Genomic DNA, 21,867 nt, shown 5'->3' with positions numbered 1-21,867 from the left:
TGCCAGCGATCGAAATTAGCGATAAACGATCACCGGAATGTCGGTGTGCGTGAGCACCTTCTGGGTTTCCGAGCCCAGCAACAGCCCGGACAAGCCGCGCCGGCCGTGCGACGCCATGAAGATCACATCGCAGCCATGCCGCTCGGCCGCGTCGATGATGCCGAGATAAGGCACTGCAAACGTCGACATGTCGGTGTCAAACGTCACGCCCGCCGCCATGGCGAGGTTTTCCACTTCCTTCAGGTATAGCTTGGCCTGGTTCTCGATGCGGTCCTTGAAGGCCTGCGGTGCCTCGACCACGATCTCGCTGAACGGTGTGTATGGATACTCTTCCAGGCAGACATAGGCAGTGACGCGTGCGCCGATGGCCTTGGCTAGCTCCAGTCCGCCGTTGATTGCCTTCTTGGAGAGGTCGGAACCGTCGGTGGGGAGAAGGATGTGTTGGAACATGCGGGACTCCTTTCATGCGGGGGATGAGGGGAGGGCAGGCCCGGTTGCGACCTTCACAAGACTTTTGCTTGCGACCGGAAAGCGCCTGTCTGAAAACCATTGTAGACAGTGTGCCGAGTAGGGCATTGCGCTAAATCAATTGCAACAGAGTGCGATAGCGCACATCCTGCTCCCGCGTAGCTGCCTTATCCCGCCACTGCCGTCATGGCTGTCCGAGCCGGAGTCTGCTCAGTCCGGCGCCAGTAGGCCGGATTGCCGTAAGTGTTCTTCAGATGGTCGATAAACAAGCGCACGCGCAGCGGCAGGTGCTTGCGCTGCGGAAATACGGCGTGGATGCCGATCGGCGGCGCCTGGAACTCATCGAGCACTGTCACCAGCCGGCCGCTGGCGATTTCGCTGCCCACCTCCCACCACGAACGCCAGGCCAATCCATGCCCCTGCAGGCACCACTCGTGGAGCACGGCGCCGTCCGTGCATTCCATATCGCCGCCCACTTTGACCGTGACCGTACGGCCTTCCTGCTGGAATACCCAGCCGCGCTGGACATTGGCGCTCGCGCCGAACGCCAGGCAGTTATGGCCCTGCAGTTCTTCCGGCAGAACCGGAGTGCCTGCCCTTGCCAGATAGTCGGGTGATGCCACCACCACACGACGTGTTTCGGCGAGCCGGATGGAAACCAGGCTGGAATCCGGCAGATCGCCCAGCCGAATGGCGCAGTCAAAGCCTTCATTGACGAGATCGACGACGCGATCGGATAGATCCAGCGTAATCGTCACATCAGGGTGCGATTCGATAAACAGCGGCACGAGCGGCGCCACATGCTTGCGTCCGTAACCGGCCGGGGCCGTGACACGCAGGTGGCCGCTGGCCTTTACGCCACCGGCCGACACGCTGGCTTCCGCGTTGTGCAGGTCATTCAGGATGCGCTGGCAGTCTTCCAGGAAGGCTGAACCCTCGAAGGTCAGGCTGATCTTGCGCGTGGTGCGGATCAACAGCTTGACGCCCAGCCGCTCCTCCAGGGCATCGATGCGCCGTCCGATGATGGCGGGTGCCACCCCTTCGGCTCCCGCCGCGGCGGACAAGCTGCCGCGCGAGGCCACGGATACAAAAGTCTCCAGTTGTTTGAAATGGTCCACAAATGTTTGCCTGCGATGCCTGCGCGATCACCGGCACGGGCTGGTGGACGGGGATTTCACGCAAATGGGAGAGGATTGGTGTTTATTGTTCGATGAGTCAGCCAAGATTAGATGCCGAAAAGTAAAAGATCAAGTGACCCGGGCCCGCTTTGCCGCACTGCAGCGACTGCCTACAATGCGATGCATTCAATGGTGTACAGCCCCACGCAAACGCCTACGGCACAGCACATCTCCAGAAACCAGAGCGCCCATGACCAAGATCCGCGCAGTCGTCTTCGACGCCTACGGCACGCTGTTCGACGTGTATTCCGTCACGGCGCGCGCGGAACAGTTGTTCCCGGGCAAGGGTGAGGCACTGGCATTGCTGTGGCGCGAGCGCCAGATCGACTACACCCGCGTTCGCAGCATGGCCTCGCCCGACGGCAAGTACTACAAGCCGTTCTGGGCCCTGACGGTGGATTCGCTGCGCTACGCCGCAGAGCGGCTGCGCGTGACGCTGGACGAGGCGACCGAGGCGCAATTGCTTAAGGAATACGCCTGCCTGTCCGCGTTCCCGGAGAACCTGGGTGCGCTCAAGCGACTGCGACGCGCGGGCCTGCCGCTCGGCATCCTGTCCAACGGCAATGCCGAGATGCTGGACATTTCGGTCAAGAGTGCCGGCATGCACGGGCTGTTTGACCACGTGCTGTCCGTGGATGCCGTGCGCCAGTACAAGACGGCACCGGCGGCCTATGCGCTCGGGCCGAAGGCATTCGACCTGCCGGCAGAAGACATCCTCTTTGTCTCGTCGAATGGGTGGGATGCTTGCGGCGCGACCTGGTTTGGCTACACCACGTTCTGGATCAACCGTGCCGGCCACCCGGCGGAGCGCCTTGACGTAGCGCCCTCCGGCACCGGGCACGATATGAACGACCTGCTCGATTTCGTCCGCGCCAAAGGCGTGGAAATCTGAACGGCAACGAGCGGTCAACCCTCTAACAAGCTATCGACTAACAGGAGAAGACTGATGGCTATCACGCTGCCCGCGGGCATGAAGATTACCGGCGAGATCCTGCCGGCCTACGAAGATATCCTCACGCCGGAAGCCCTGGCCCTGGTAGACAAACTGCACCGCGCCTTCGAGCCGCGCCGTCAGGAACTGCTGGCCGCGCGCGTGGAACGCGCCAAGCGCCTGGACGCTGGCGAAGTGCCCGATTTCCTGCCGGAAACCAAGCACATCCGCGAAGGCGACTGGAAGGTTGCCCCGATCCCCAAGGCCCTGGAATGCCGCCGCGTGGAAATCACCGGTCCGGTCGAGGCCAAGATGGTCATCAACGCCTTCAACTCGGGCGCTGACAGCTACATGACCGACTTCGAGGACTCCAACACCCCGAACTGGCACAACCAGATGCAGGGTCAGGTGAACCTGAAGGCTGCCGTGCGCCGCACGCTGACGCTGGAATCGAAGGGCAAGCAATACAAGCTCAACGACAAGATCGCTACGCTGCAGGTGCGTCCCCGTGGCTGGCACCTCGACGAAAAGCACGTCACGATCGACGGCAAGCGCGTCTCGGGCGGCATCTTCGACTTCGCGCTGTTCCTGGTCCACAACGCCAAGGAGCAAATCGCCCGCGGCGACGGCCCGTTCTTCTACCTGCCGAAGATGGAAAGCCATCTGGAAGCACGCCTGTGGAACGATATCTTCGTGATGGCCCAGAACGAGATCGGCCTGCCGCAAGGCACGATCAAGGCCACGGTGCTGATCGAAACCATCCTCGCCGCGTTCGAAATGGATGAAATCCTGTACGAACTGCGCGAGCACAGCGCTGGGCTGAACGCCGGCCGCTGGGACTACATCTTCTCGTGCATCAAGAAGTTCAAGAACGACAAGAACTTCTGCCTGGCCGACCGCGCCAAGGTCACCATGACCGCGCCGTTCATGCGCGCGTACGCACTGCTGCTGCTGAAGACCTGCCACTATCGCGGCGCGCCCGCCATGGGCGGCATGAGCGCACTGATCCCGATCAAGAACGATCCGGAGAAGAACGCCATCGCCATGCAGGGCATCATCAACGACAAGAAGCGCGACGCGACCGACGGCTACGACGGCGGCTGGGTGGCTCACCCGGGGCTGGTCGAGCCCGCCATGAAGGAATTCGTGGCTGTGCTCGGCGACAAGCCGAACCAGTTCGAGAAGCAGCGTCCGGACGTGAACGTGAAGGGTTCGGACCTGCTGGACTTCCAGCCGGAAACGCCGATCACCGAAGGCGGCCTGCGCATGAACATCAACGTGGGCATCCACTACCTGGGCGCCTGGCTGGCCGGCAACGGCTGCGTGCCGATCCACAACCTGATGGAAGATGCGGCCACCGCCGAAATCTCGCGCTCGCAGGTGTGGCAATGGATCCGCTCGCCGAAGGGCAAGCTGGAAGACGGCACCAAGGTCACGGCCGAACTCGTGCGCAAGCTGATTCCGGAAGAACTGGCCAAGGTGAAGGCTGAAGTCGGCGGCGAGACGAGGACGTACGACCGCGCTGCGGAAATCTTCGAGCAGATGTCGACGTCGGAAGACTTTGCCGAATTCCTGACGCTGCCGCTGTACGAAGAAGTCTGAGCCTGTAGCGGCTTAAGGCAGGGCTTAAGGCAGTGAAAAAACCCGCGGTGAGAGCCGCGGGTTTTTGTTTGAGTAGTGGTATTGCCGGGCCGGCTGACGACAGGGAATGAAAGTTGCACGGAACGCTCTCGTCAATCTGAACAGGGAGCTGACATGAGCATCTTCAAGGACATCCTGAACAAGCTGTTGCACCGGGGCCAGTCCGCGCAAACGCAGACACAAGCGCAGACCGGCACTGCGACCGCCACGCCTGGCACGACACCCAGTGCTACCACCGGGACGACGTCGCCCTCAGCGAGCCCGCAGGCACCGTCCGCTGGCGCAGTGCCACCGGCAGGCAGCACGGCGCCATCTGGAACGACGGCAAGCCAGCAGCAGCCGCTCTCGCAAGTCGACGTGGAGGCCGTCATGGACAAGGCTGCCAATGATTCGGGCCAGGCGCTCAGCTGGCGGACATCCATTGTCGACACGCTCAAGGCACTGGGCGTCGACAGCAGCCTCGAACATCGCAAGGCACTTGCGAAAGAGCTGAACTACTCGGGCGACACCAACGACTCGGCAGCGATGAACACCTGGCTCCACAAGCGCGTGATGCAGGAACTCGCTGCAAACGGCGGCAAGCTGCCGAAGGACCTGACCGACTGACCGGACTAACCGTTTTGCACGGCCCTGAAAAACTGCGCTACGTGTTCTGCAATGCGCAACGTTACCGGGGCTGACGGCATCAAAGCGGGTCGCGCAGCTTGTAGTACCACATGCCGAGCACCAGTGCCGGCGTTCGCAAGGCATCGCCGCCCGGAAAGCGGCGATGCCGGATGCGCGCGAACACATCGAACCGCGTGGCATCCCCGCTGACGGCTTCGGCCATCAGCTTTCCCGCCATGCCCGGAGAAGCCTTGCGCGTAGTAAAGGCATTTGCCGATACGGCCGAGGTCGGGTGCGCGGTTCATGGGGATGTCGATAAAGCCGCCCCAGGCATATTCGATCTGCAGATCGGCCGTCTGCGGAAATACCCTGACCATGCGTGAACGGATGCGCTCCACAAGGTTGCGCGGCGGGCGCGCGCTGAACGTCTCGCCGGCGCCGAACAGCAGCCGGCGATCTGCGCTGAGGCGGAAGTCATCGACGATGAGGTTGTTGTTCGAGGCGGCAGCCATGGCCGGTCGATCGCCCGTTCGCCCTCGGCCCCGAACCCGACGATTGCCTGGCCGCCGTTACGCCCCGAGGCACCCCACCCGATTCGTTGCGGTCCAGTCCCCATACACGCCGACGACCTCGCCCAGGTAGGGGCTGGCAACACGCAACACCGTTTCGTGTTCGAGGACCGTCAATTCCCTGCGTCAGCAAGGTCTAGCGATTCGCGATACCCTGTCCGCCACTGTTACTCCACGAATCGCGTTCCCGTCACAAACACCATGACCCAACCGCTCCGCATCGACTTCGTTTCCGATATCTCCTGCCCGTGGTGTGCCATTGGGCTGTCTTCGTTGCAGCTTGCGCTGTCGCGCCTTGGCGATGCGGTCGACGCCGAGATCGCCGTCCATCCGTTCGAACTGAATCCCGACATGGGTCCCGGCGGTGAGACGATCGTCGAGTACCTCGGCAAGAAGTACGGGCGCACTCCTGAGCAAGTTGCCGAGACGCAGGCGATGATTCGCGATCGTGGGGCTGCGGTGGGCTTTGCGTTCGGGCCGCGCACGCGTGTCTACAACACGTTCGATGCGCATCGGCTGCTGCATTGGGCAGGGCTCGAAGGTCGCCAGCTTCCGCTCAAGCTGGCACTGCTGAAGGCCTACCATGGCGACGGCCGGGATCCCAGTGACCATGATGTGCTGGTCGATGTTGCGGAGTCGGTAGGGCTCGATGGCGCGCGGGCGCGCGAGGTGCTGCAGGGCGGCGACTATGCCGATGAGGTGCGCGAGGCGGAACGCGAAAACCAGTCGATGGGCATCAGTTCTGTGCCTGCCATCATCTTCAACCGCCGTTACCTGGTGACGGGCGGACAGCCGGTGGAAGCCTTCGAGCAGGCGATCCAAAGCATCCTGGCGGAAACCGCAAAGGAATAAGGGATTCACGCGGACAAAAGGGACCGTTCGCGAAATCCGGCTTTACGCGCAGGGGCAAATCGCCGGAAGTTACGCTCTTGCTGTCGCGCGATAGCAAACGGGCCTGCGCTTCCTGAAGGGGCGGCCCGGCGTGCCCCTGTAGCTTGCAAGGCGTGCGCTTCCCCAAGAAGCAGCGCCGATTCATGAAATGAAAGATCCATTCTCCGAAACCGCCACTGCTGCGGATGTTGTTTCGTGCGACGAGCGCGGCCGATTCAGCCTCGATAATCCTGCGCTGGAAAGTGTCGGTGTCCGCATTACCCAATGGCGCCGCGATTACGTGGAGCTGGAGCTCGACGTCGCGCCCCATATGCTAAACCGCAGCCGTGTCATTCACGGCGGCACCATCTGCACGTTGCTGGATGCTGCGACCGGTTATTCGGGCCTGTACTCGCCGCCCGGCGAAGCGCCGTTGCACGCCGTCACGTTGTCGCTGACGTCAAACTTCCTGAGCAACGGGACAGGCAAGCTGCTGACCGCGAAAGGCATGGTCGAGCGGCGTGGCCGTTCGATCTTCTTCTCGCGCGCGGAGGTCTGGCTGGACGAAGAAACGCTCGTCGCCACGGGCGTGGCGACGATGAAATACCTCAAGTGAGCGAGGAATGCGCCGCGAGCGCAGTCGTCACGCGGCGTTTGCGGTCTCGGTGCTGTTCGCGCTCGGCGCTTGCGTGCCGGACGGTACCTTGTAGCGGTTGTAACCCCACAGATACTGCTCGGGGAATCGGCGAATCATTTCCTCGACCTCGGCATTGATCCACGCTGCCTGTTCTTCCGCGGTCGGCGGCATCGGCGCCGTCAGTCGCTTCACATGCATGCGCCAGCCGCGCCCATGCGGCAGCCGCTCGCCGGCGGCGATGATCAATGGCGCACCAGTTTGGGATGCCAGCTTGCACGGCAAGGTGATCGTATAGGCCTTGCGGCCGAAGAAGGGCACCCACACGCCATCGCCCTTGGGGGCCTGGTCGGGCAACAGACCGACCGCCTCGCCCTGCCGCAATGCGCGTACGAACGCACGTACCCCCTGTGCGGTCGCCGGAAACGCCTTCAGGTTCGACGTTTCGCGCACGGAGTCGAGCAATTCCCGAAACACTGCCTTGCGGTGCGGCCGGAACATGATCGTCAACGAGATGCGTTCCGCGGCATAGCGGGCCGCCAGTTCGAAGCATCCCAGGTGAGGCGTAAGCATGACGAGACCACGGCCTTCGGCGAGCGTTTGCTCGATCACGTCCCAGTCTTCGCAGATGACCTTCTCCATACAGTCCGCGCTGCGAAACCAGACATGGGCCAGTTCGGTCATCATCGCACCGGTTTCGGCCGCCGCGCGGCGTGCGAAAGCAGGCCCCGGATATCCGGCTTGGGCCGCATTCTGTTGCACATGCTGGCGGTACCGGCCCGGCAGGGCATAGACGAGCCGTCCCAACATGCGTCCGACTGCATGGGCGACCGGCAGCGGCAGCGCGGCAACGAGCCGTACCACCATGGAAAGAGGGCTGCGTGAGGAAGGCTGGCGCGGGGAGTCGGTCACGCGAGCGTCTCCCTTTTCAGCGTGAAATCATTGGCGCGGCGGAACATGCGGGCCTCTCGCGTTGAAGGGCGCTCACTGTACCACGCATCGGTTTGCGGGCCCGGGTTTTGGCAGGAGACACGGTGCGCTTGCACGGCACGTACATGGTCGCAATCGTGGGGGATTTGCCGTGGCGTACGGGACCGGATCATGATGTTCGATGCTTGATCCGGTCCCGTATGGCTATCAGTCCATCAGGACATCACTCCGTCGTTCCATCAGAACGAAGGGACCATCGCGCCCTTGAACTGGGTCTTCATGAACTGCTTGACGTCTTCCGACTGATAAGCCGCCACCAGCTTCTTCACCCACGGCTTGTCCTTGTCCTGCGTGCGAACGACGATGATGTTGGCGTACGGGCTGTGGATGTCTTCCAGGGCGATTGCATTCCTGGTCGGCTGGAGGCCGGCGGCCAGCGCGTAGTTGGTGTTGATGACGGCGGCGCCGACGTCGGGCAGGGCGCGAGCAAGCTGGGCGGCGTCCAGCTCCACGATCTTCAGTTTCTTCGGGTTCTCGGCGACGTCCAGCGGGGTCGCGTTGGCGCCGTTTGTGCCTGCGCCGGCCTTGAGCTTGATCACGCCCTGTGCCTGGAGCAGCAGCAGGGCACGGTTCTCGTTCGACGGGTCATTCGGCACGGCAACCTTGGCGCCCTGCGCCAGATCCTTCGGCGACTTCAGGTTCTTCGAGTAGATGCCCAGTGGCGAGATGTAGGTGTAGCCCACGCTAACCATCTTGTAGCCGCGCTGCTTGATCTGGCTGTCGAGGTAAGGCTGGTGCTGGAAGCTGTTGGCGTCGAGGTCGCCGGCATCCAGTGCGGCGTTCGGCTGCACGTAGTCGTTAAATTCCACGACCTTCACGTTCAGGCCATTCTTCTTGGCCGCTTTCTGCACGACTTGCCAGACTTCAGCGTCCGGCCCGCTCACGGTACCCACGCGAATAGTCTGTTCCTGGGCCGAGGCGTTGCCGGCGGCGGCAATGAAACCTACGGCGGACACGGCAACCGCCAGACGCTTGTAAAGGGAGATGCTGCGCATAGGAGAGTTTGGATGTTATTGGAAGCTTGTGGCTTGAAAGGCGCCTGGCCCCGGTCCGTGTAGGGTGGGGCGGGCGAGGCCAAAGATTAACGCAATTGCGTCCAAACGGGGTGGCGCAGGGGATTTTGGCGTCTATTTGTTTTTCATATGCTTATGAATTCAAGCATCAGGCTCGGCTTGGCATTTAATGCTGCCCGGGTTGTCCTGCCACTGGAGATATTCGTCGTCGACGTTGGCGAAATCGCCGAGAGCTAGCGTGCCCGCGGCGGAAATTGCCCGACTGGCCTTAGCCTAGCCTTGCCCGAGTGTCGTTGGGTTTCATTCGATCTTCTGAGGAAGGGATTGTCACTACGGAATCCGCATCGTTGCGGACTAGGAATATAGCAACGCAGCTTAGTGCCGCGCCGCCCCATACCCGTCACCCTTCCACTCAATAAAACAAAGCCCATGCCCAAACGGGTCCGACAGCGTCGCCTGCCGGCCCCAGTCGAACTCCTGCGGCCAGTCCTCGATCTCCGCTCCGGCTTCCAGCGCGCGCTCGATGGCGGCTTCGAGGTTGTCCACCACAAAATCGAGATGCACCGGCGTCCAGTGCCGGCGGTAGTCGCGCCGGGTATCGGCGCGCGAGGTCGGGCGCGTGCCGGCCGGCTTGACGAGCAGATAGATGGGCGTGGCACCGCCCGTCATTTCTGCGACAGTATCGTCAAACAGCTTGCGGCTCAGGCGCAGGCCCAGTCCTTCCTGGTAGAAGCCGATGCCGCGCGGCAGGTCATCGACGTCGACGTTGATCAACAACTGCATCATGGTCTCCTGACAGCTTCGGGGGATTTGCCGCCTCATTGTGCGCCCGCGCTCCTGACAGCTGCTGTCAGGAGGGATGTCCAGAGGATTCAGCGAGCAGCGCACGAACGACCGGTTGCAGGGCATCGCCCAGGGCGACATGGGCATCGGCGTCAAGGTGTACGCCGTCGACGGCACTGCTCTGGATCACGGTACCCGCATCGAACAGCGAGCAGTCGACTGTGGCGCACAGTTCGCGCAGCGCCTCGGGCAGGCCTGCCCACTTGTGTTCGCCGCCGGCGAACTTGGGCGCGAGCGGCCCGCAGGGCGTGCGGATCGGCGGCGGCACCACCACCAGGATCGGCGGCACCGGCATTCCCGGTTCGATCGGCGCCGTCCGGATGGCGTGGACCAGCGCGCCGACGCCCTGTGCCGCATGCCAGGCGTTGTGCGGATGCATGGACTGGAAATCGTTGTTGCCCAGCATCAAAACCACGAGCGCCACCGGGGAATGGATCTCGATGCGCTGCGCCAGCCCTTGCAAGCCGTTGCGGCCCGGTTTGAATGGGTCGTCCCAGACGGTGCGCCGGCCGTTCAGGCAGTCCTCGATGATGCGGACCGGGGCGCCGCCGTCGGCGTTCAGGCCGAGTTCGAGCCGGCCTGGCCAGCGAACCGGGAAGGGAAGCCGCCGGCGGGTGCCGGGCACGATGCCCCACGAAAGCGAATCGGCATAGACCAGGATTTGCAGCGGATCGACTTCAGACGGCGCGGTCAATGGCATGCGAAGGGCTCCTTCAGGCGCGTGGCGCGGATGCTGCGCTGCGCAGTGAAATGGTACTGACGAACCAGCCGGACACCTCATAATATCGATTACATCAGAACACGGAGAAATAAGTTGCGTTTCGAGCACTTGGTAGAGATCAACGATCCAGGCAATCCTCAACTGGATCCGCTCACGCCTGACCAGCTCTGGCAAGGGTTGGTCCTGCGCGCCGAGTCGCCCGAACTGTTCGTGCTGGGCCTGGACCGCGCCGAAGTCGTCGGGCGCGGCGAAAGCTGGATCGACCGGGTGCTGCATTTCGGGGCTGCGAAGATCCATGACCGCGTGGTGTTCGAGCCGCGACGCCAGGTCCGCTACGAGACCGCTGCCACCGCCGAACACGCCGGCGGCACGCTGACGATGGTGATCGAGACGCCCGCGGCGGACGCGCTGCTGCTGCGCTTCGTGTACGACACGACCATGCCGGCCGTAGATGCCAGCGGCGACGACCGCTACGCCGAGATCGTCAAATCCGCCTATCACGAGGCGGACATCGACACCGTACGCAAGATCCGCGAGATCGCCGCCACGGGGCGCCTGGGGTGAGCCGCGCTCCGCACGCGCCGGAAGATTCCGGCGGCGGGTCGGGCGGACCGACCCGGGCGGCGCTGCGCGCGCGCTACGGCGACCGCCTGCGCTGGCTGGTACTGCTCACGCTGATGCTTGGGACGATGTCGTCCATCGTCTCTTCCACCATCATCAACGTGGCTATTCCCGACCTGAGCCGCCATTTCGTGCTGGGACAGGAACGCGCACAATGGGTCGCGGCCAGTTTCATGATCGCCATGACGCTGGCGATGCTGCTAACCCCGTGGCTGCTCAACCGGTACGGACTGCGGCGGACGTTTCTGGGCGCGCTGGCGCTGCTGGGCGTAGGCGGGGCGGTAGGCGGGCTCTCGCCGACCTACGGCGTGATGATCGCGATGCGCGTGGCGGAAGGCGCCGCCGCGGGCATCATGCAGCCGCTGCCCAACATCCTCGTACTGCGTGTCTTCGACGAACGCGAGCAGGGCAAGGCCATGAGCCTGTTCGGTTTCGGCGTGGTGCTGGCGCCCGCGCTGGGTCCGAGTCTGGGCGGTTTCCTTGTCGAGGCCTTCGGCTGGCGCTCGATCTTCTTTGTGGTGGTTCCATTGACGCTCCTCGGCGCAGTCATGGCGCGTCGCTTCATGGCCGTCGACTCGATCATGATGGGCGAACGCAAGCCGCTGGACTGGCGCGGGCTAGCGCTGGCCGGTGTCGCCACGGTCTGCCTGTTGAACGGGCTCGTGGAAATGCGCGAAAGCGTGGGCGCCGGGCTGGCGCTGGCCGGTCTGGGCGTGGTGCTGATCGTGGTGTTCGTGATGTGGCAGCTGCGCGCGGCCGATCCGCTGATGGACATGCGGCTCTACAGCTACCGCCAGTTCTCGGCGGGCGCGGTGGTCGCGTTCATCTACGGCGCCGGCCTGTTCGGTTCGACCTACCTGCTGCCGGTGTACATGCAGATGGCGCTGAGCTATACGCCGTCGCGCGCGGGCCTGGTGCTGCTGCCGGCCGGCATTGCGCTTGGGATTACGATCGCTGTGGCGGGACGCTTCACGCATCGCGTATCGCCGCACTTGCAGGTGTCGTTGGGACTGGCGCTGCTGGCGCTGTCGTTCCTGCTGATGGCGACGGGTTCGCCGTCCACGCCGTACCTGGTGCTGGTGGCGCTGGCGGTGCTGGGCCGAATCGGGCTCGGTTGCATCCTGCCGTCGCTGACGCTGGGCTCCATGCGCGGTGTGGACTTCTCGCTGATTGCGCAAGGATCTAGCTGCATCAACTTCGTGCGCCAGCTTGGCGGGGCGATCGGCGTCAGCCTGGCCGGCGTGGGCCTGCAATGGCGGCTGAACCAGCACGGCGTGGCGCTGGGGCAGGGCGGCGACGTGCTGGCGCAAGCCGCGCGTATCCGCGCGTTCGATGAAACCTTCCTGGCCGTAGGCCTGGTGATCGCCACGGCCATTCTTGCGTCCTGGCGCATCCGGCCGAAGCCGGTGCCAGGAGCTTGAGGCGGGGCGCCGTCTGCTGGAACGGACGGCGCCAGCGAAGCCTAGTTCGTCGCGCCGTTGCGCAGGTCTTCCACCAGCGCGATGTAGCTCTCCATGGCCGCATCCCTGGCCGTGCCCTTGAGGGCTTCCCACGCCTCGAACTTGTAGCGGCCGACGAAATCCGTCATGCCCGGCTTGTCGCCGTGGGCATCGCCTTCGCTGCCTTGCTTGAACAGTGCGTACAGGCGCAGCAGCGTCATGTTGCTGGGGCGCTCGCTGAGTTGCTTGAGGTCGATCTGGGCCTGTTCGAACCGGGCTTGCAGGTCACTCATGGGGTCTCCTGGTGAGGTCGGGGGAAAGAATGGCCCGATGATAGTCGCCAACCCGCCGCCCGCGCCCGTCAAAAAACCGAGGAAGGACTCGGTTTGGGGCGCCAACGGATACAATCGCGCCATGTCCTGGATTCTTGCTGTCGAAACTTCCACCGAGTGGTGTTCTGTTGCACTGGGCCGTGCCACGGCGGATGGCGCGGTCGAGTCATGGTCTCGCCATGAACATACCGGCGCGCGCTCTTCCGCGCGCGTGCTGCCCGCGGCAGGGGAGCTGCTGGCCGAGGCCGGCATTGCACTGGCCGATTGCGCCGCGATTGCGTTTGGCGCGGGCCCGGGCTCCTTTACCGGCCTGCGTACCGCCTGCGGCGTGGCGCAAGGCCTTGCCTTCGGCGCCGGGCTGCCGGTCATTCCCGTTAACACGCTGATGGTCTGCGCCGAAAGCGCACGCGGCGCCACGCCGGCTTTGCCTGCTGACGTGTCGGTGCTGGTCGCGCTGGACGCGCGCATGGACGAAGCCTATTCGAGCGCCTTCCGCTGGAACGAAGCGGCGCAGGAATGGGCGGCCGAAACGCCGCTGCAGGTCGGCCCGCCGGAAACCGTGCCGCTGCCGGCCGGCGAATTCTGGGTAGCCGGCAACGCTGCGACGGTATTTGGCGAGCGCCTCGCGGGACTGGCACAGGCTACGCGCGTGCTGCCCGATGCCATGCCCCATGCGCAGCCGATGCTGGCCATCGCACTGCGCGCGCTGGCGCGCGGCGAAACCATCGACGCCGCTGACGCCATGCCGATCTATCTGCGCGACAAGGTCGCCCAGACCATCGAAGAACGCGAAGCGGCCGCTGCCGCCAAGGCCGCTGCGAAAGCTGCGACAGGGGGCGCATCGTGAGCGTGTCCTACCGTTCGGATGCGACCGCAACGCCTGACTGGCCGGACATTCCGGCCATGCCCGCGCTCGCGAATGGCTGGGCGCTTGGACGCATGAGCGCGCTGGACCTGCATGCGGTGGCGGAGATCGAATCGCGTGCCTACACCCATCCGTGGACGCGTGGCAATTTCGAGAACTCCATCAAGGCAGGCCATATGGGGCTGACCCTGCGCGATCCGCTGGGCCTGCTCGTGGCATATGCCGTGCTGATGCCGGTCGTTGACGAGATGCACCTGCTCAACATCACCGTGGAGCCTCACCGGCAGCGCCAGGGTCTGGGCCGGCTGATGCTGGCGGTGGCATTGGCCACGTCGCATACCCACCACCTGCATACGATGCTGCTCGAAGTGCGGCCTTCCAATACCGGCGCGCTGGCGCTGTACCTGGAGGCGGGCTTTGTCGAGATCGGACGTCGCAAAGGCTATTACCCGGCAACCGGTAACGCTCGCGAAGACGCACTGGTGCTGCGTCGGGCCTGGTCCGGCGGGGAGGACGCAGCATGAGCCGACGCGCGCAGTTCCTGGAAGTGCTGGGGATTCCGACCGAGTGGATTTCGCGCAGGCCGCCTGCCGCCGCTGAAGGCGGCACTGTCGAGGCGGACTTGCCGACCGCTATGGCCGCTGAACCGGAAGAACCAGCGGAAACGATATCCGTGTCGGCGCAGACATTGGTCGACATGGAGGCAGTCGGGGTCGTCGAAGTCGCGGAGGCGTTCGCAGAGCCGTTGCCGCCAGCGGTTGTCGATCTGCCGGTCATCGCCCCGGTTTCGGACCGGGCAGCTGCTATTGCCGCCATGGACTGGCCCACGCTGGACGCCGCCGTGGCCGCGTGCGAGGCCTGCGGGCTGTGCAGCACGCGCACCAATACCGTGTTCGGCGTGGGCGACCGCGAAGCGGAATGGATGCTCATCGGCGAGGCCCCTGGCGAGAACGAAGACCTGCAGGGCGAGCCGTTCGTCGGCCAGGCCGGCAAGCTGCTCGACAACATGCTGGCGTCGCTCGGGCTCAGGCGCGGCCGCAACGTGTTCATCGCCAATGTGCTGAAGTGCCGTCCGCCGGGCAACCGCAATCCGGAACCGGCCGAAGTCGATCAGTGCGAGCCGTTCCTGAAACGGCAGATTGCGCTGGTGCGGCCCAAGGTCATCGTCGTACTGGGCCGCTTTGCCGCGCAGTCGCTGCTGCGCACCACGACGCCGATCGGCAAGCTGCGCGGTACCGTCCACAGCTACGAGGGGATTCCCGTGGTGGTGACCTACCATCCCGCCTACCTGCTGCGCACCCTGACCGACAAGGCGCGCGCATGGGAAGACCTGTGCCTGGCCCGAGAGGTGCACGATCGTGCGGGAGCCCAGGCCTGATCTCCCGATAAGCCACGGCGGCAACGGCGTGCATACGCCGGCGCTGCCGCTGTGGCGTCAGGCCGCATCGCAACGCGCCCGCGACCTGGCCTGGTGCACGTTGTCACCCCCACTGCTGGGGACCCTGCCCGGTACCGCCAATGGTGACGCGCGTCCGGCTCGCTGGCCCGCGGGTACCCAGGCCGCCTGGGAGCGCTGGCTCGAGCAAGCCGATCCCGCTGGTCTTCCCGCCACCATTGGCGAACTTGCCAATGGCATTGCCGATGCTTTACCTGAAGAGCCAGGCCGCGCGCGAAGCCTGCGGCTGGGGCGCCATGCCGAGCGCCTGCTGCATTTCGCCCTGCGCCATGCGCAGGGGCTGGAACTGATTGCCGCGAACGTGCCGGTGCGGCGCGCGCATGGCCATGGCATCCAGACGCTGGGCGAGCTCGACTTTGTCTGGCGCGATCTGGGCAGCGGTGAGGTCGTGCACTGGGAAATGGCCACCAAGTTCTATCTGATGGTCGATGCTGGCGGCACGCCACCGCAAGGGCTGCGAGCGTTTGTCGGTCCCAACCTGGTGGACCGGCTGGGCGACAAGCTCGACCACATCGTGCATCGTCAACTACCGCTGGCGCGCACGGCCGAGGCGCAGGCGCTGCTGGGTCCTGCGGTGGACCGCAGCGAGGTCTACCTGCTTGGGTGGCTGTTCTATCAGGATGGCCAGTTGCCGGCGGGGCTCGATGCGCTGGGCATTGCGCACAATCACCTGCACGGCTGGTGGTCCACGCTCGATGACTGGTTCGCGCGCGCCTCTTCGGCGCCCGGCGCGCGCTGGTGCCGGCTGCCGCGCCCGGGATGGTTGTCCGGCGCATGGCTGGAGGAACGCGATACGGAAGGCGCCGCAACGCTGCGCGAGGCGCTGGCACAGCGCTTTGCGGATCCTGATCACGGCCACAGCTGGCGACGCGAATCGCCGGTCATGCTGTGCGAACTGGAACCCGCCGGCGCGCAGGCGCCGGGCTGGTGGCGCGAACGCTCGCGCGGCTTCGTGGTACCGCCGGGGTGGGAAGCCCGGGCGCGCGTGCGCGCCGCGGAGCCGGTGGAGGCGAACCCCTAGCGTTGCCTAGGGGTGCCTAGTGATGCTTGTCCTCGCCGATCATGGCGAGCGAATTGAACGTGCGCACGTTGTACTTGTGCACCTTCATGACCAGCGCCATGGTGATGCAGATGAACAGGCCGAGCGCGACGATGACGAGGCCGATTGGCACATTCAGCTTGATCAGCAACGCATACAGGCACAGCATCAGCAGCACCGAAACATTCTCATTGAAGTTCTGCACGGCGATCGAGTGGCCGGCGGACAGCAGCACGTGGCCGCGGTGCTGCAGCAGCGCGTTCATCGGCACCACGAAATAGCCGGACATGGCGCCCACGATCATCAGGAATACATAGGCAATCGCCATATACAGCGGCATGTGCAGGCCCAGCACGTCGACCATGATCTGCGGCATGGCGTCCTTGGTGTAGAAGGCCATCAGCATCACGGTAGCGCCCATGGCCACGCCGAATGGCAGCACGGACAGCGACTTGCGCAGCGGAATGCGCGCCGCCGCCATGATGGCGCCGACCGCCACGCCGACGGCGACCACGGCTTGCAGCAGGGCGCCCTGGGACAGGTTCAGGCCCAGCGACTTTTCCGCCCACTTCAGCACGATGAACTGCAGCGTGGCGCCCACGCCCCAGAACAGCGTGGTCACGGCCAGCGAGATCTGGCCGAGCTTGTCGCGCCAGAGCGCGACAAAGCAGTCGCCGAATTCCGCGATCAGCTTGATCGGGTTCTTTTCCTGCTGCGGATACCGGGCGCCCGTATCGGGAATGAAGATGTTGAAGATGGCGGCGATCAAGTAAAAGAGCATGATCACCACCATCGCGGCTTCAGCCGGCGTATTGATCCCGGTGTCGAAATACGGGATGTCAAAGCGCAGCAGGATCTGTGAAATGTGCACGGAGATCAGCGCGCCGCCGACCACGGTGCCCAGGATGATGGAGCCCACGGTCAGCCCTTCGATCCAGCCGTTGGCCATCACCAGCTTCTCCGGCGGCAGCAGTTCCGTCAGGATGCCGTACTTGGCGGGCGAGTAAGCGGCCGCGCCGAAGCCTACGATGCCGTAGGCCAGCAAGGGGTGCAGGCCGAACATCATGATCGCGCAGCCGACGATCTTGATGGCATTCGTGATGAGCATCACCCTGCCTTTCGGCATGGAGTCCGCGAATGCGCCGACGAAGGCAGCCAGGATGACGTAGGAGAGAACGAAGAACAACTTGAGCAGCGGAGTCATCCACTGCGGGGAATGCAACTCAGTGAGAAGGGCGATGGCGGCGATGAGTAGCGCGTTGTCGGCCAGCGACGAAAAAAACTGCGCGGCCATGATGGTGTAAAAACCCTTCTTCATGCTTTCGACTTTGTCTCCATCGCGTTCTGCGTGCGCTTTGGGAAGGGCTACGCCCATCGGCGTGGCCATGGTTTGTTGCAGGGGACCCTGAGCTGCGGCCTTGTCGAATTGTGTCGCATGCTTGGCACCGTGGCGCCGCGCGGTTTGCCTGACCGTCATTGACATATTGCTTCGCGTTTAGAACATGGCCTTAGCGTCCGGCTTTATATCACGAAAACACGACAATCCCGAATCCGCAAAGGCGCCAGTTTGACAGCGCGAGCGCGCTGCGATTCCCCGGGATTTGCAGGTCGTCCTCCCAGGATGTGTTCAAATAACGGCTGCGCATCGCTGACCGCGGACCGGGTCTTCCCTGATCTGGTGCATACGCCGCTGAAAGTGACGCCCGGTGACATCCGGTGACGCCCGCATCACGCCGCGGCGTCTAGAGGATTCCTACCACCGGCAGCGATGCTTGCCTCGCGAGATGTGACTTCATGCCAAGACCGATCCACGCCGTCATCCATCAACCCGCCATTGCGAACAACCTTGAGGTCGTCCGCCGTCACGCCCCCGGTTCCCGCGTATGGGCCGTCATCAAGGCCAATGCCTATGGCCATGGGATCCGCCGTGTGTTCGCCGGCCTGCGTGGCACGGACGGCTTCGGGCTGCTCGACCTGAACGAAGCCGTGCAGCTGCGCGACCTCGGCTGGCAAGGCCCGATCCTGTTGCTGGAGGGGTTTTTCCAACCGCAGGACGTGCCGCTCCTTGAACAATACCGGCTCACCACCGCGGTGCATTGCGACGAGCAGCTCCGGATGCTGGAGAGCGCACGCCCGAAGGGTCCGCTGGCGATCCAGCTCAAACTCAATACGGGGATGAACCGCCTGGGCTTCCACCCGTCGCAATACCGTACGGCGTGGGAGCGCGCACGCGCCATGCCCTGCGTGGGCAGTATCGTCCACATGACGCACTTTTCCGATGCCGACACCCCGCGTGGCATCGCCCACCAGATCGAGGCCTTCGACAAAGCCACGGCCAACCTGCCAGGTGAGGCCAGCCTGTCGAACTCCGCGGCGGTCCTGTGGCATCCCGAAGCGCACCGCGCATGGGTGAGGCCCGGTGTCATCCTGTATGGCGCATCGCCGACCGGCCGCGAGGCCGACATTGCGGGCGTCGGCCTGCAGCCGGCCATGTCGCTGCACAGCGAGCTGATTGCGGTCCAGGACCTGCAGCCTGGCGATACGGTCGGCTACGGTTCCATGTTCACCGCCGACCGGCCGATGCGCATCGGCGTGGTGGCCTGTGGCTATGCAGATGGCTACCCGCGGCATGCAACGGGTTGGGGCGAACACCGCGCCCCCGTGCTGGTGGACGGCGTGCGCACCCAACTCGTGGGCCGCGTGTCGATGGACATGCTGTGCGTAGACTTGGGGCCATGCCCGAAGGCGAGGATCGGCAGTCCTGTCACGTTGTGGGGCCAGGGCCTGCCGATCGACGATGTCGCGCAGGCCAGCGGCACGGTGGGTTACGAACTGATGTGCGCGCTGGCGCCGCGCGTGCCGACCACGGTGGCCACCATTACGGCGCCGGACAGCGCCTCGCCGCTGCTGGCCTGAGTGCTACCCTGACCGGATCTGTCCTGACGGCCGGCTGCCATGCGGTGGCCGGCCGTCGCGTTTCCGCTATCCCAATCCAAGGATCTTCCATTGGCCAAGACCAAGACCGTCTACACCTGTACCGAATGTGGCGGCACCACGCCGCGCTGGGCCGGCCAGTGCCCGCACTGCCAGCAGTGGAACACGCTGGTCGAGACCGTTGCGGAAGGCAGCACGGCGGGCAAGCGCTTCCAGCCGCTGGCGGCATCGGCCACGGTGCGCAAGCTTTCCGAGATCGACGCTGCCGATGTCCCGCGTTTTTCGAGCGGGATCGATGAATTCGACCGGGTGCTCGGCGGCGGGCTGGTTGCGGGCGGGGTGGTGCTGATCGGTGGCGATCCGGGTATTGGCAAGTCGACGCTGCTGTTGCAGGCACTGGCCAACCTGGCCGGACAGCGGCGCGTGCTCTATGTGAGTGGCGAAGAATCTGGCGCGCAGATCGCATTGCGCGCGCAGCGCCTCGGCGTGGAGAGCCCGACGCTCGGACTGCTCGCCGAAATCCAGCTCGAGAAGATCCAGGCCACGCTGGAGGCGGAAAAGCCCGAGGTCGCGGTGATCGACTCGATCCAGACGCTGTACTCGGAGGTGCTGACCTCGGCACCGGGGTCGGTCGCGCAGGTGCGTGAGTGTGCGGCGCAACTGACACGCATTGCCAAGAGCAGCGGTATCACCATCATCCTGGTCGGCCACGTGACCAAGGAAGGCAACCTGGCCGGTCCGCGCGTGCTCGAGCACATCGTCGATACCGTGCTGTATTTCGAAGGCGACACCCATTCTTCGCACCGGTTGATCCGCGCGTTCAAGAATCGTTTCGGTGCTGTCAATGAACTGGGCGTGTTTGCAATGACGGAGCGCGGCCTGCGCGGCATCAGCAATCCGTCGGCGCTGTTCCTGTCGCAGCACGAAGAGATGGTGCCGGGGTCTTGCGTGCTGGTAACGCAAGAAGGCACACGGCCGCTGCTGGTCGAAGTCCAGGCGTTGGTCGACACCGCCAACGTGCCGAACCCGCGACGACTGGCCGTGGGCCTTGAACAAAACCGGCTCGCGATGCTGCTGGCCGTGCTGCACCGGCATGCCGGTATTGCCTGCTTTGACCAGGACGTGTTCCTGAACGCTGTGGGCGGCGTGAAGATTACCGAGCCCGCGGCCGACCTGGCCGTGCTGCTGTCGATCCACTCGTCGATGCGCAACAAGCCGTTGCCGCGCGGGCTGGTGGTGTTCGGCGAAGTCGGGCTGGCCGGCGAAATTCGCCCGAGTCCGCGCGGGCAGGAGCGCCTGAAGGAAGCCGCGAAGCTGGGCTTCACGCAGGCTGTGATCCCCAAGGCCAATGCGCCCAAGCAGAAGATCGACGGACTCGAGGTGATCGCAGTCGAGCGCATCGAACAGGCGATCGATCGCGTGCGCCATCTCGACTGAGCGATGGCCAAGCTCATCGAAATCGACACGCCGCGCCTGCGCCTGCGCCAGTGGCGCGATGCCGACGACGCGCCGTTTGCGGCACTGAACGCCGACGCCGAGGTGATGCGCTACTTTCCCGCGCCACTGAGCCGGGCGGAAAGCGACGGCCTGGCCAACCGTTGCCGCGACAAGATTGCCGCGCTCGGCTGGGGCTTCTGGGCATGCGAGCGTAAGGCCGATGGCGCTTTCATCGGCTTCGTCGGGCTCAACATGCCGGCAGCGGCCTTGCCGTTCGCGCCATGCGTGGAGATCGGCTGGCGGCTCGCGCGCGCGGCATGGGGGCAGGGCTTCGCGACCGAAGCGGCACGCGCGGCGCTGGCCGTCGGGTTTGAGCGGCTCGGGCTCGATGAGATCGTGTCCTTTACCGCGCTCGGCAACCGCCGCTCGCGCGCGGTGATGGAGCGCCTCGGCATGCATGAGGATGCGCTCGTGTTCGAGCACCCCGCAATGCCGGAAAGCCATCCGCTTCGGTCACATTGCCTCTACCGGTTGGCTCACGCCGAGTGGGCAGCTGCGACACAAGGTCGCGGCTGAGCCTGCGGCAATCCGCCACAGGCGCGAATATGCCGTTTGCGTACGCGGTGTCAGGGGACATTTCGCAAAATCGGTAATAATGCCGTCCAACAGCCGGAGGGGATCGCGTGCTGGCAACCCCGCAACCTTGATCCCGCTCTGTTCATCGTTCATGCAAGCCCGCTTATGCAAGCCAATTCCCGCGCCTATTTCCTGCTGATCGCCTTCATTTCATTCGGGCTGGTCGGTTTTGCGCTCTACCTCCAGTTTGAAAAGGGCTACCAGCCTTGCCCGCTGTGCATCATGCAGCGGTTCGCCTTTATCGGCATCGGGCTGTTCTCGCTGCTCGCGGTCATTGCCCAGAACACGCGTTCGCTGTGGCAAGGGCTGGGTATGCTGTCCGGCGTCGGCGGCATTGCCGTGGCCGTGTATCACGTGTCGTTGCTGCTGAACCCGAAGGCGAGTTGCGGCATCGATCCGCTGGAGAACTGGGTCAACGCCTTGCCGACGGCCAAGGTGCTGCCGCAGGTGTTCTATTCCGACGGCCTTTGCACGGCGCCGCTGCCGCCGGTGCTGGGCCTGTCCGTGCCGGCATGGTCGCTGATCTGGCTGTTCATCCTGACGCTGACGCTGGCGGTGGGACTGATCCGGCGGGAGAAGAATTTCCGTTGATCGGATAGAAAAACCGGCGCCTTGAGCGCCGGTTTTTGTTCGCAGCCACGACA

Annotated in this window: 24 protein-coding genes; 15 read left to right on the top strand and 9 right to left on the bottom strand. The window is 64.4% G+C overall.

Annotation, left to right across the window (positions count from 1 at the left end):
• Positions 1–15: 15 nt before the first annotated feature.
• Positions 16–450, bottom strand: a complete 435-nt coding sequence (locus tag K2O51_RS22540; RefSeq protein ID WP_011298116.1) for a universal stress protein — start codon at positions 448–450, stop codon at positions 16–18.
• A 185-nt stretch (positions 451–635) separates the two neighbouring features.
• Complete coding sequence (locus K2O51_RS22535) at positions 636–1,586, bottom strand: LysR family transcriptional regulator (RefSeq protein WP_140949712.1); 951 nt, start codon at positions 1,584–1,586, stop codon at positions 636–638.
• Positions 1,587–1,836: 250 nt separating this feature from the next.
• On the opposite strand from K2O51_RS22535, the gene K2O51_RS22530 reads away from it, so the two are divergent.
• The 3 genes from K2O51_RS22530 (at position 1,837) to K2O51_RS22520 (ending at position 4,824) form a co-directional block, all read left to right on the top strand.
• Positions 1,837–2,538, top strand: coding sequence for a haloacid dehalogenase type II (locus K2O51_RS22530; protein ID WP_011298114.1), 702 nt, complete (start codon positions 1,837–1,839; stop codon positions 2,536–2,538).
• Positions 2,539–2,592: 54 nt separating this feature from the next.
• A complete protein-coding gene (gene aceB / locus K2O51_RS22525) occupies positions 2,593–4,179 on the top strand; it encodes a malate synthase A (RefSeq protein WP_220630743.1) in 1,587 nt (528 codons plus the stop codon).
• Between the two features lie 153 nt (positions 4,180–4,332).
• Positions 4,333–4,824: a DUF3597 domain-containing protein gene (locus K2O51_RS22520; RefSeq protein WP_011298112.1), complete on the top strand. Its 492-nt coding sequence runs from the start codon at positions 4,333–4,335 to the stop codon at positions 4,822–4,824.
• Positions 4,825–4,829: 5 nt separating this feature from the next.
• Here the strand turns inward: K2O51_RS22520 and K2O51_RS22515 are convergent, their stop codons facing one another.
• Entirely contained in the window at positions 4,830–5,336 is a 507-nt protein-coding gene (locus K2O51_RS22515) for an FAD-dependent oxidoreductase (RefSeq protein ID WP_245001866.1), read from the bottom strand.
• A gap of 258 nt (positions 5,337–5,594) precedes the next feature.
• Between K2O51_RS22515 and K2O51_RS22510 the strand changes: the two genes are divergently transcribed.
• Positions 5,595–6,245, top strand: a complete 651-nt coding sequence (locus tag K2O51_RS22510) for a DsbA family oxidoreductase (protein WP_220630742.1) — start codon at positions 5,595–5,597, stop codon at positions 6,243–6,245.
• A gap of 187 nt (positions 6,246–6,432) precedes the next feature.
• Positions 6,433–6,879, top strand: a complete 447-nt coding sequence (locus K2O51_RS22505; RefSeq protein WP_011298110.1) for a PaaI family thioesterase — start codon at positions 6,433–6,435, stop codon at positions 6,877–6,879.
• Positions 6,880–6,906: 27 nt separating this feature from the next.
• Here K2O51_RS22505 and K2O51_RS22500 read toward each other — a convergent pair whose 3' ends face one another.
• From K2O51_RS22500 to K2O51_RS22485, 4 genes are all read right to left on the bottom strand, one after another.
• Entirely contained in the window at positions 6,907–7,764 is an 858-nt protein-coding gene (locus K2O51_RS22500; protein ID WP_041679633.1) for a lysophospholipid acyltransferase family protein, read from the bottom strand.
• Positions 7,765–8,066: 302 nt separating this feature from the next.
• Positions 8,067–8,882, bottom strand: a complete 816-nt coding sequence (locus K2O51_RS22495) for a MetQ/NlpA family ABC transporter substrate-binding protein (RefSeq protein WP_011298108.1) — start codon at positions 8,880–8,882, stop codon at positions 8,067–8,069.
• A 393-nt stretch (positions 8,883–9,275) separates the two neighbouring features.
• Positions 9,276–9,683, bottom strand: a complete 408-nt coding sequence (locus tag K2O51_RS22490; protein ID WP_220631674.1) for a VOC family protein — start codon at positions 9,681–9,683, stop codon at positions 9,276–9,278.
• A 67-nt stretch (positions 9,684–9,750) separates the two neighbouring features.
• Positions 9,751–10,443 carry an SGNH/GDSL hydrolase family protein gene (locus K2O51_RS22485; protein ID WP_011298106.1) on the bottom strand — a complete coding sequence of 231 codons (693 nt, stop codon included), beginning with the start codon at positions 10,441–10,443 and terminating at the stop codon, positions 9,751–9,753.
• Between the two features lie 114 nt (positions 10,444–10,557).
• Here K2O51_RS22485 and K2O51_RS22480 point away from each other — a divergent pair, with 114 nt between their 5' ends.
• Together K2O51_RS22480 and K2O51_RS22475 are read left to right on the top strand one after the other, a co-directional pair.
• Positions 10,558–11,028: an SRPBCC family protein gene (locus K2O51_RS22480; protein ID WP_220630741.1), complete on the top strand. Its 471-nt coding sequence runs from the start codon at positions 10,558–10,560 to the stop codon at positions 11,026–11,028.
• Entirely contained in the window at positions 11,025–12,506 is a 1,482-nt protein-coding gene (locus K2O51_RS22475; RefSeq protein WP_011298104.1) for a DHA2 family efflux MFS transporter permease subunit, read from the top strand. Before K2O51_RS22480 ends, K2O51_RS22475 begins: the two co-directional genes overlap by 4 nt.
• Before the next feature lie 41 nt (positions 12,507–12,547).
• Here K2O51_RS22475 and K2O51_RS22470 read toward each other — a convergent pair whose 3' ends face one another.
• Positions 12,548–12,817 carry an acyl-CoA-binding protein gene (locus K2O51_RS22470; protein WP_220630740.1) on the bottom strand — a complete coding sequence of 90 codons (270 nt, stop codon included), beginning with the start codon at positions 12,815–12,817 and terminating at the stop codon, positions 12,548–12,550.
• A 121-nt stretch (positions 12,818–12,938) separates the two neighbouring features.
• Here K2O51_RS22470 and tsaB point away from each other — a divergent pair, with 121 nt between their 5' ends.
• From tsaB to K2O51_RS22450, 4 genes are read left to right on the top strand one after another with little or no spacing between them, the layout of a single operon-like run.
• Positions 12,939–13,703, top strand: coding sequence for a tRNA (adenosine(37)-N6)-threonylcarbamoyltransferase complex dimerization subunit type 1 TsaB (gene tsaB, locus K2O51_RS22465; protein ID WP_041679631.1), 765 nt, complete (start codon positions 12,939–12,941; stop codon positions 13,701–13,703).
• A gap of 56 nt (positions 13,704–13,759) precedes the next feature.
• Positions 13,760–14,245: a ribosomal protein S18-alanine N-acetyltransferase gene (rimI, locus tag K2O51_RS22460; protein ID WP_084791933.1), complete on the top strand. Its 486-nt coding sequence runs from the start codon at positions 13,760–13,762 to the stop codon at positions 14,243–14,245.
• Positions 14,242–15,099, top strand: a complete 858-nt coding sequence (locus tag K2O51_RS22455; RefSeq protein ID WP_011298100.1) for a uracil-DNA glycosylase — start codon at positions 14,242–14,244, stop codon at positions 15,097–15,099. Before rimI ends, K2O51_RS22455 begins: the two co-directional genes overlap by 4 nt.
• Positions 15,080–16,198: a DUF1853 family protein gene (locus K2O51_RS22450; RefSeq protein WP_220630739.1), complete on the top strand. Its 1,119-nt coding sequence runs from the start codon at positions 15,080–15,082 to the stop codon at positions 16,196–16,198. The genes K2O51_RS22455 and K2O51_RS22450 overlap by 20 nt, the downstream gene beginning before the upstream one ends.
• A gap of 16 nt (positions 16,199–16,214) precedes the next feature.
• Here K2O51_RS22450 and lplT read toward each other — a convergent pair whose 3' ends face one another.
• Positions 16,215–17,534, bottom strand: coding sequence for a lysophospholipid transporter LplT (gene lplT / locus K2O51_RS22445; protein ID WP_011298098.1), 1,320 nt, complete (start codon positions 17,532–17,534; stop codon positions 16,215–16,217).
• A gap of 476 nt (positions 17,535–18,010) precedes the next feature.
• On the opposite strand from lplT, the gene alr reads away from it, so the two are divergent.
• The 4 genes from alr (at position 18,011) to K2O51_RS22425 (ending at position 21,814) form a co-directional block, all read left to right on the top strand.
• Positions 18,011–19,132: an alanine racemase gene (gene alr, locus K2O51_RS22440; RefSeq protein ID WP_011298097.1), complete on the top strand. Its 1,122-nt coding sequence runs from the start codon at positions 18,011–18,013 to the stop codon at positions 19,130–19,132.
• A 90-nt stretch (positions 19,133–19,222) separates the two neighbouring features.
• Positions 19,223–20,587 (top strand): DNA repair protein RadA, encoded by a 1,365-nt coding sequence (gene radA / locus K2O51_RS22435; protein ID WP_041679630.1) that lies wholly within the window; start codon positions 19,223–19,225, stop codon positions 20,585–20,587.
• Positions 20,588–20,590: 3 nt separating this feature from the next.
• The gene (locus K2O51_RS22430) at positions 20,591–21,163 is read left to right on the top strand and encodes a GNAT family N-acetyltransferase (protein ID WP_220630738.1); all 573 of its coding nucleotides are present in this window, start codon (positions 20,591–20,593) and stop codon (positions 21,161–21,163) included.
• A 165-nt stretch (positions 21,164–21,328) separates the two neighbouring features.
• Positions 21,329–21,814 (top strand): disulfide bond formation protein B, encoded by a 486-nt coding sequence (locus K2O51_RS22425; protein WP_011298094.1) that lies wholly within the window; start codon positions 21,329–21,331, stop codon positions 21,812–21,814.
• Positions 21,815–21,867 lie beyond the last annotated feature (53 nt).

The organism is Cupriavidus pinatubonensis (assembly GCF_019602855.1).
Taxonomy (GTDB): Bacteria; Pseudomonadota; Gammaproteobacteria; order Burkholderiales; family Burkholderiaceae; genus Cupriavidus; species Cupriavidus pinatubonensis.
Note: the sequence above shows the minus strand (reverse complement) of the source record. Positions and strands in the feature narration are given on the sequence as shown.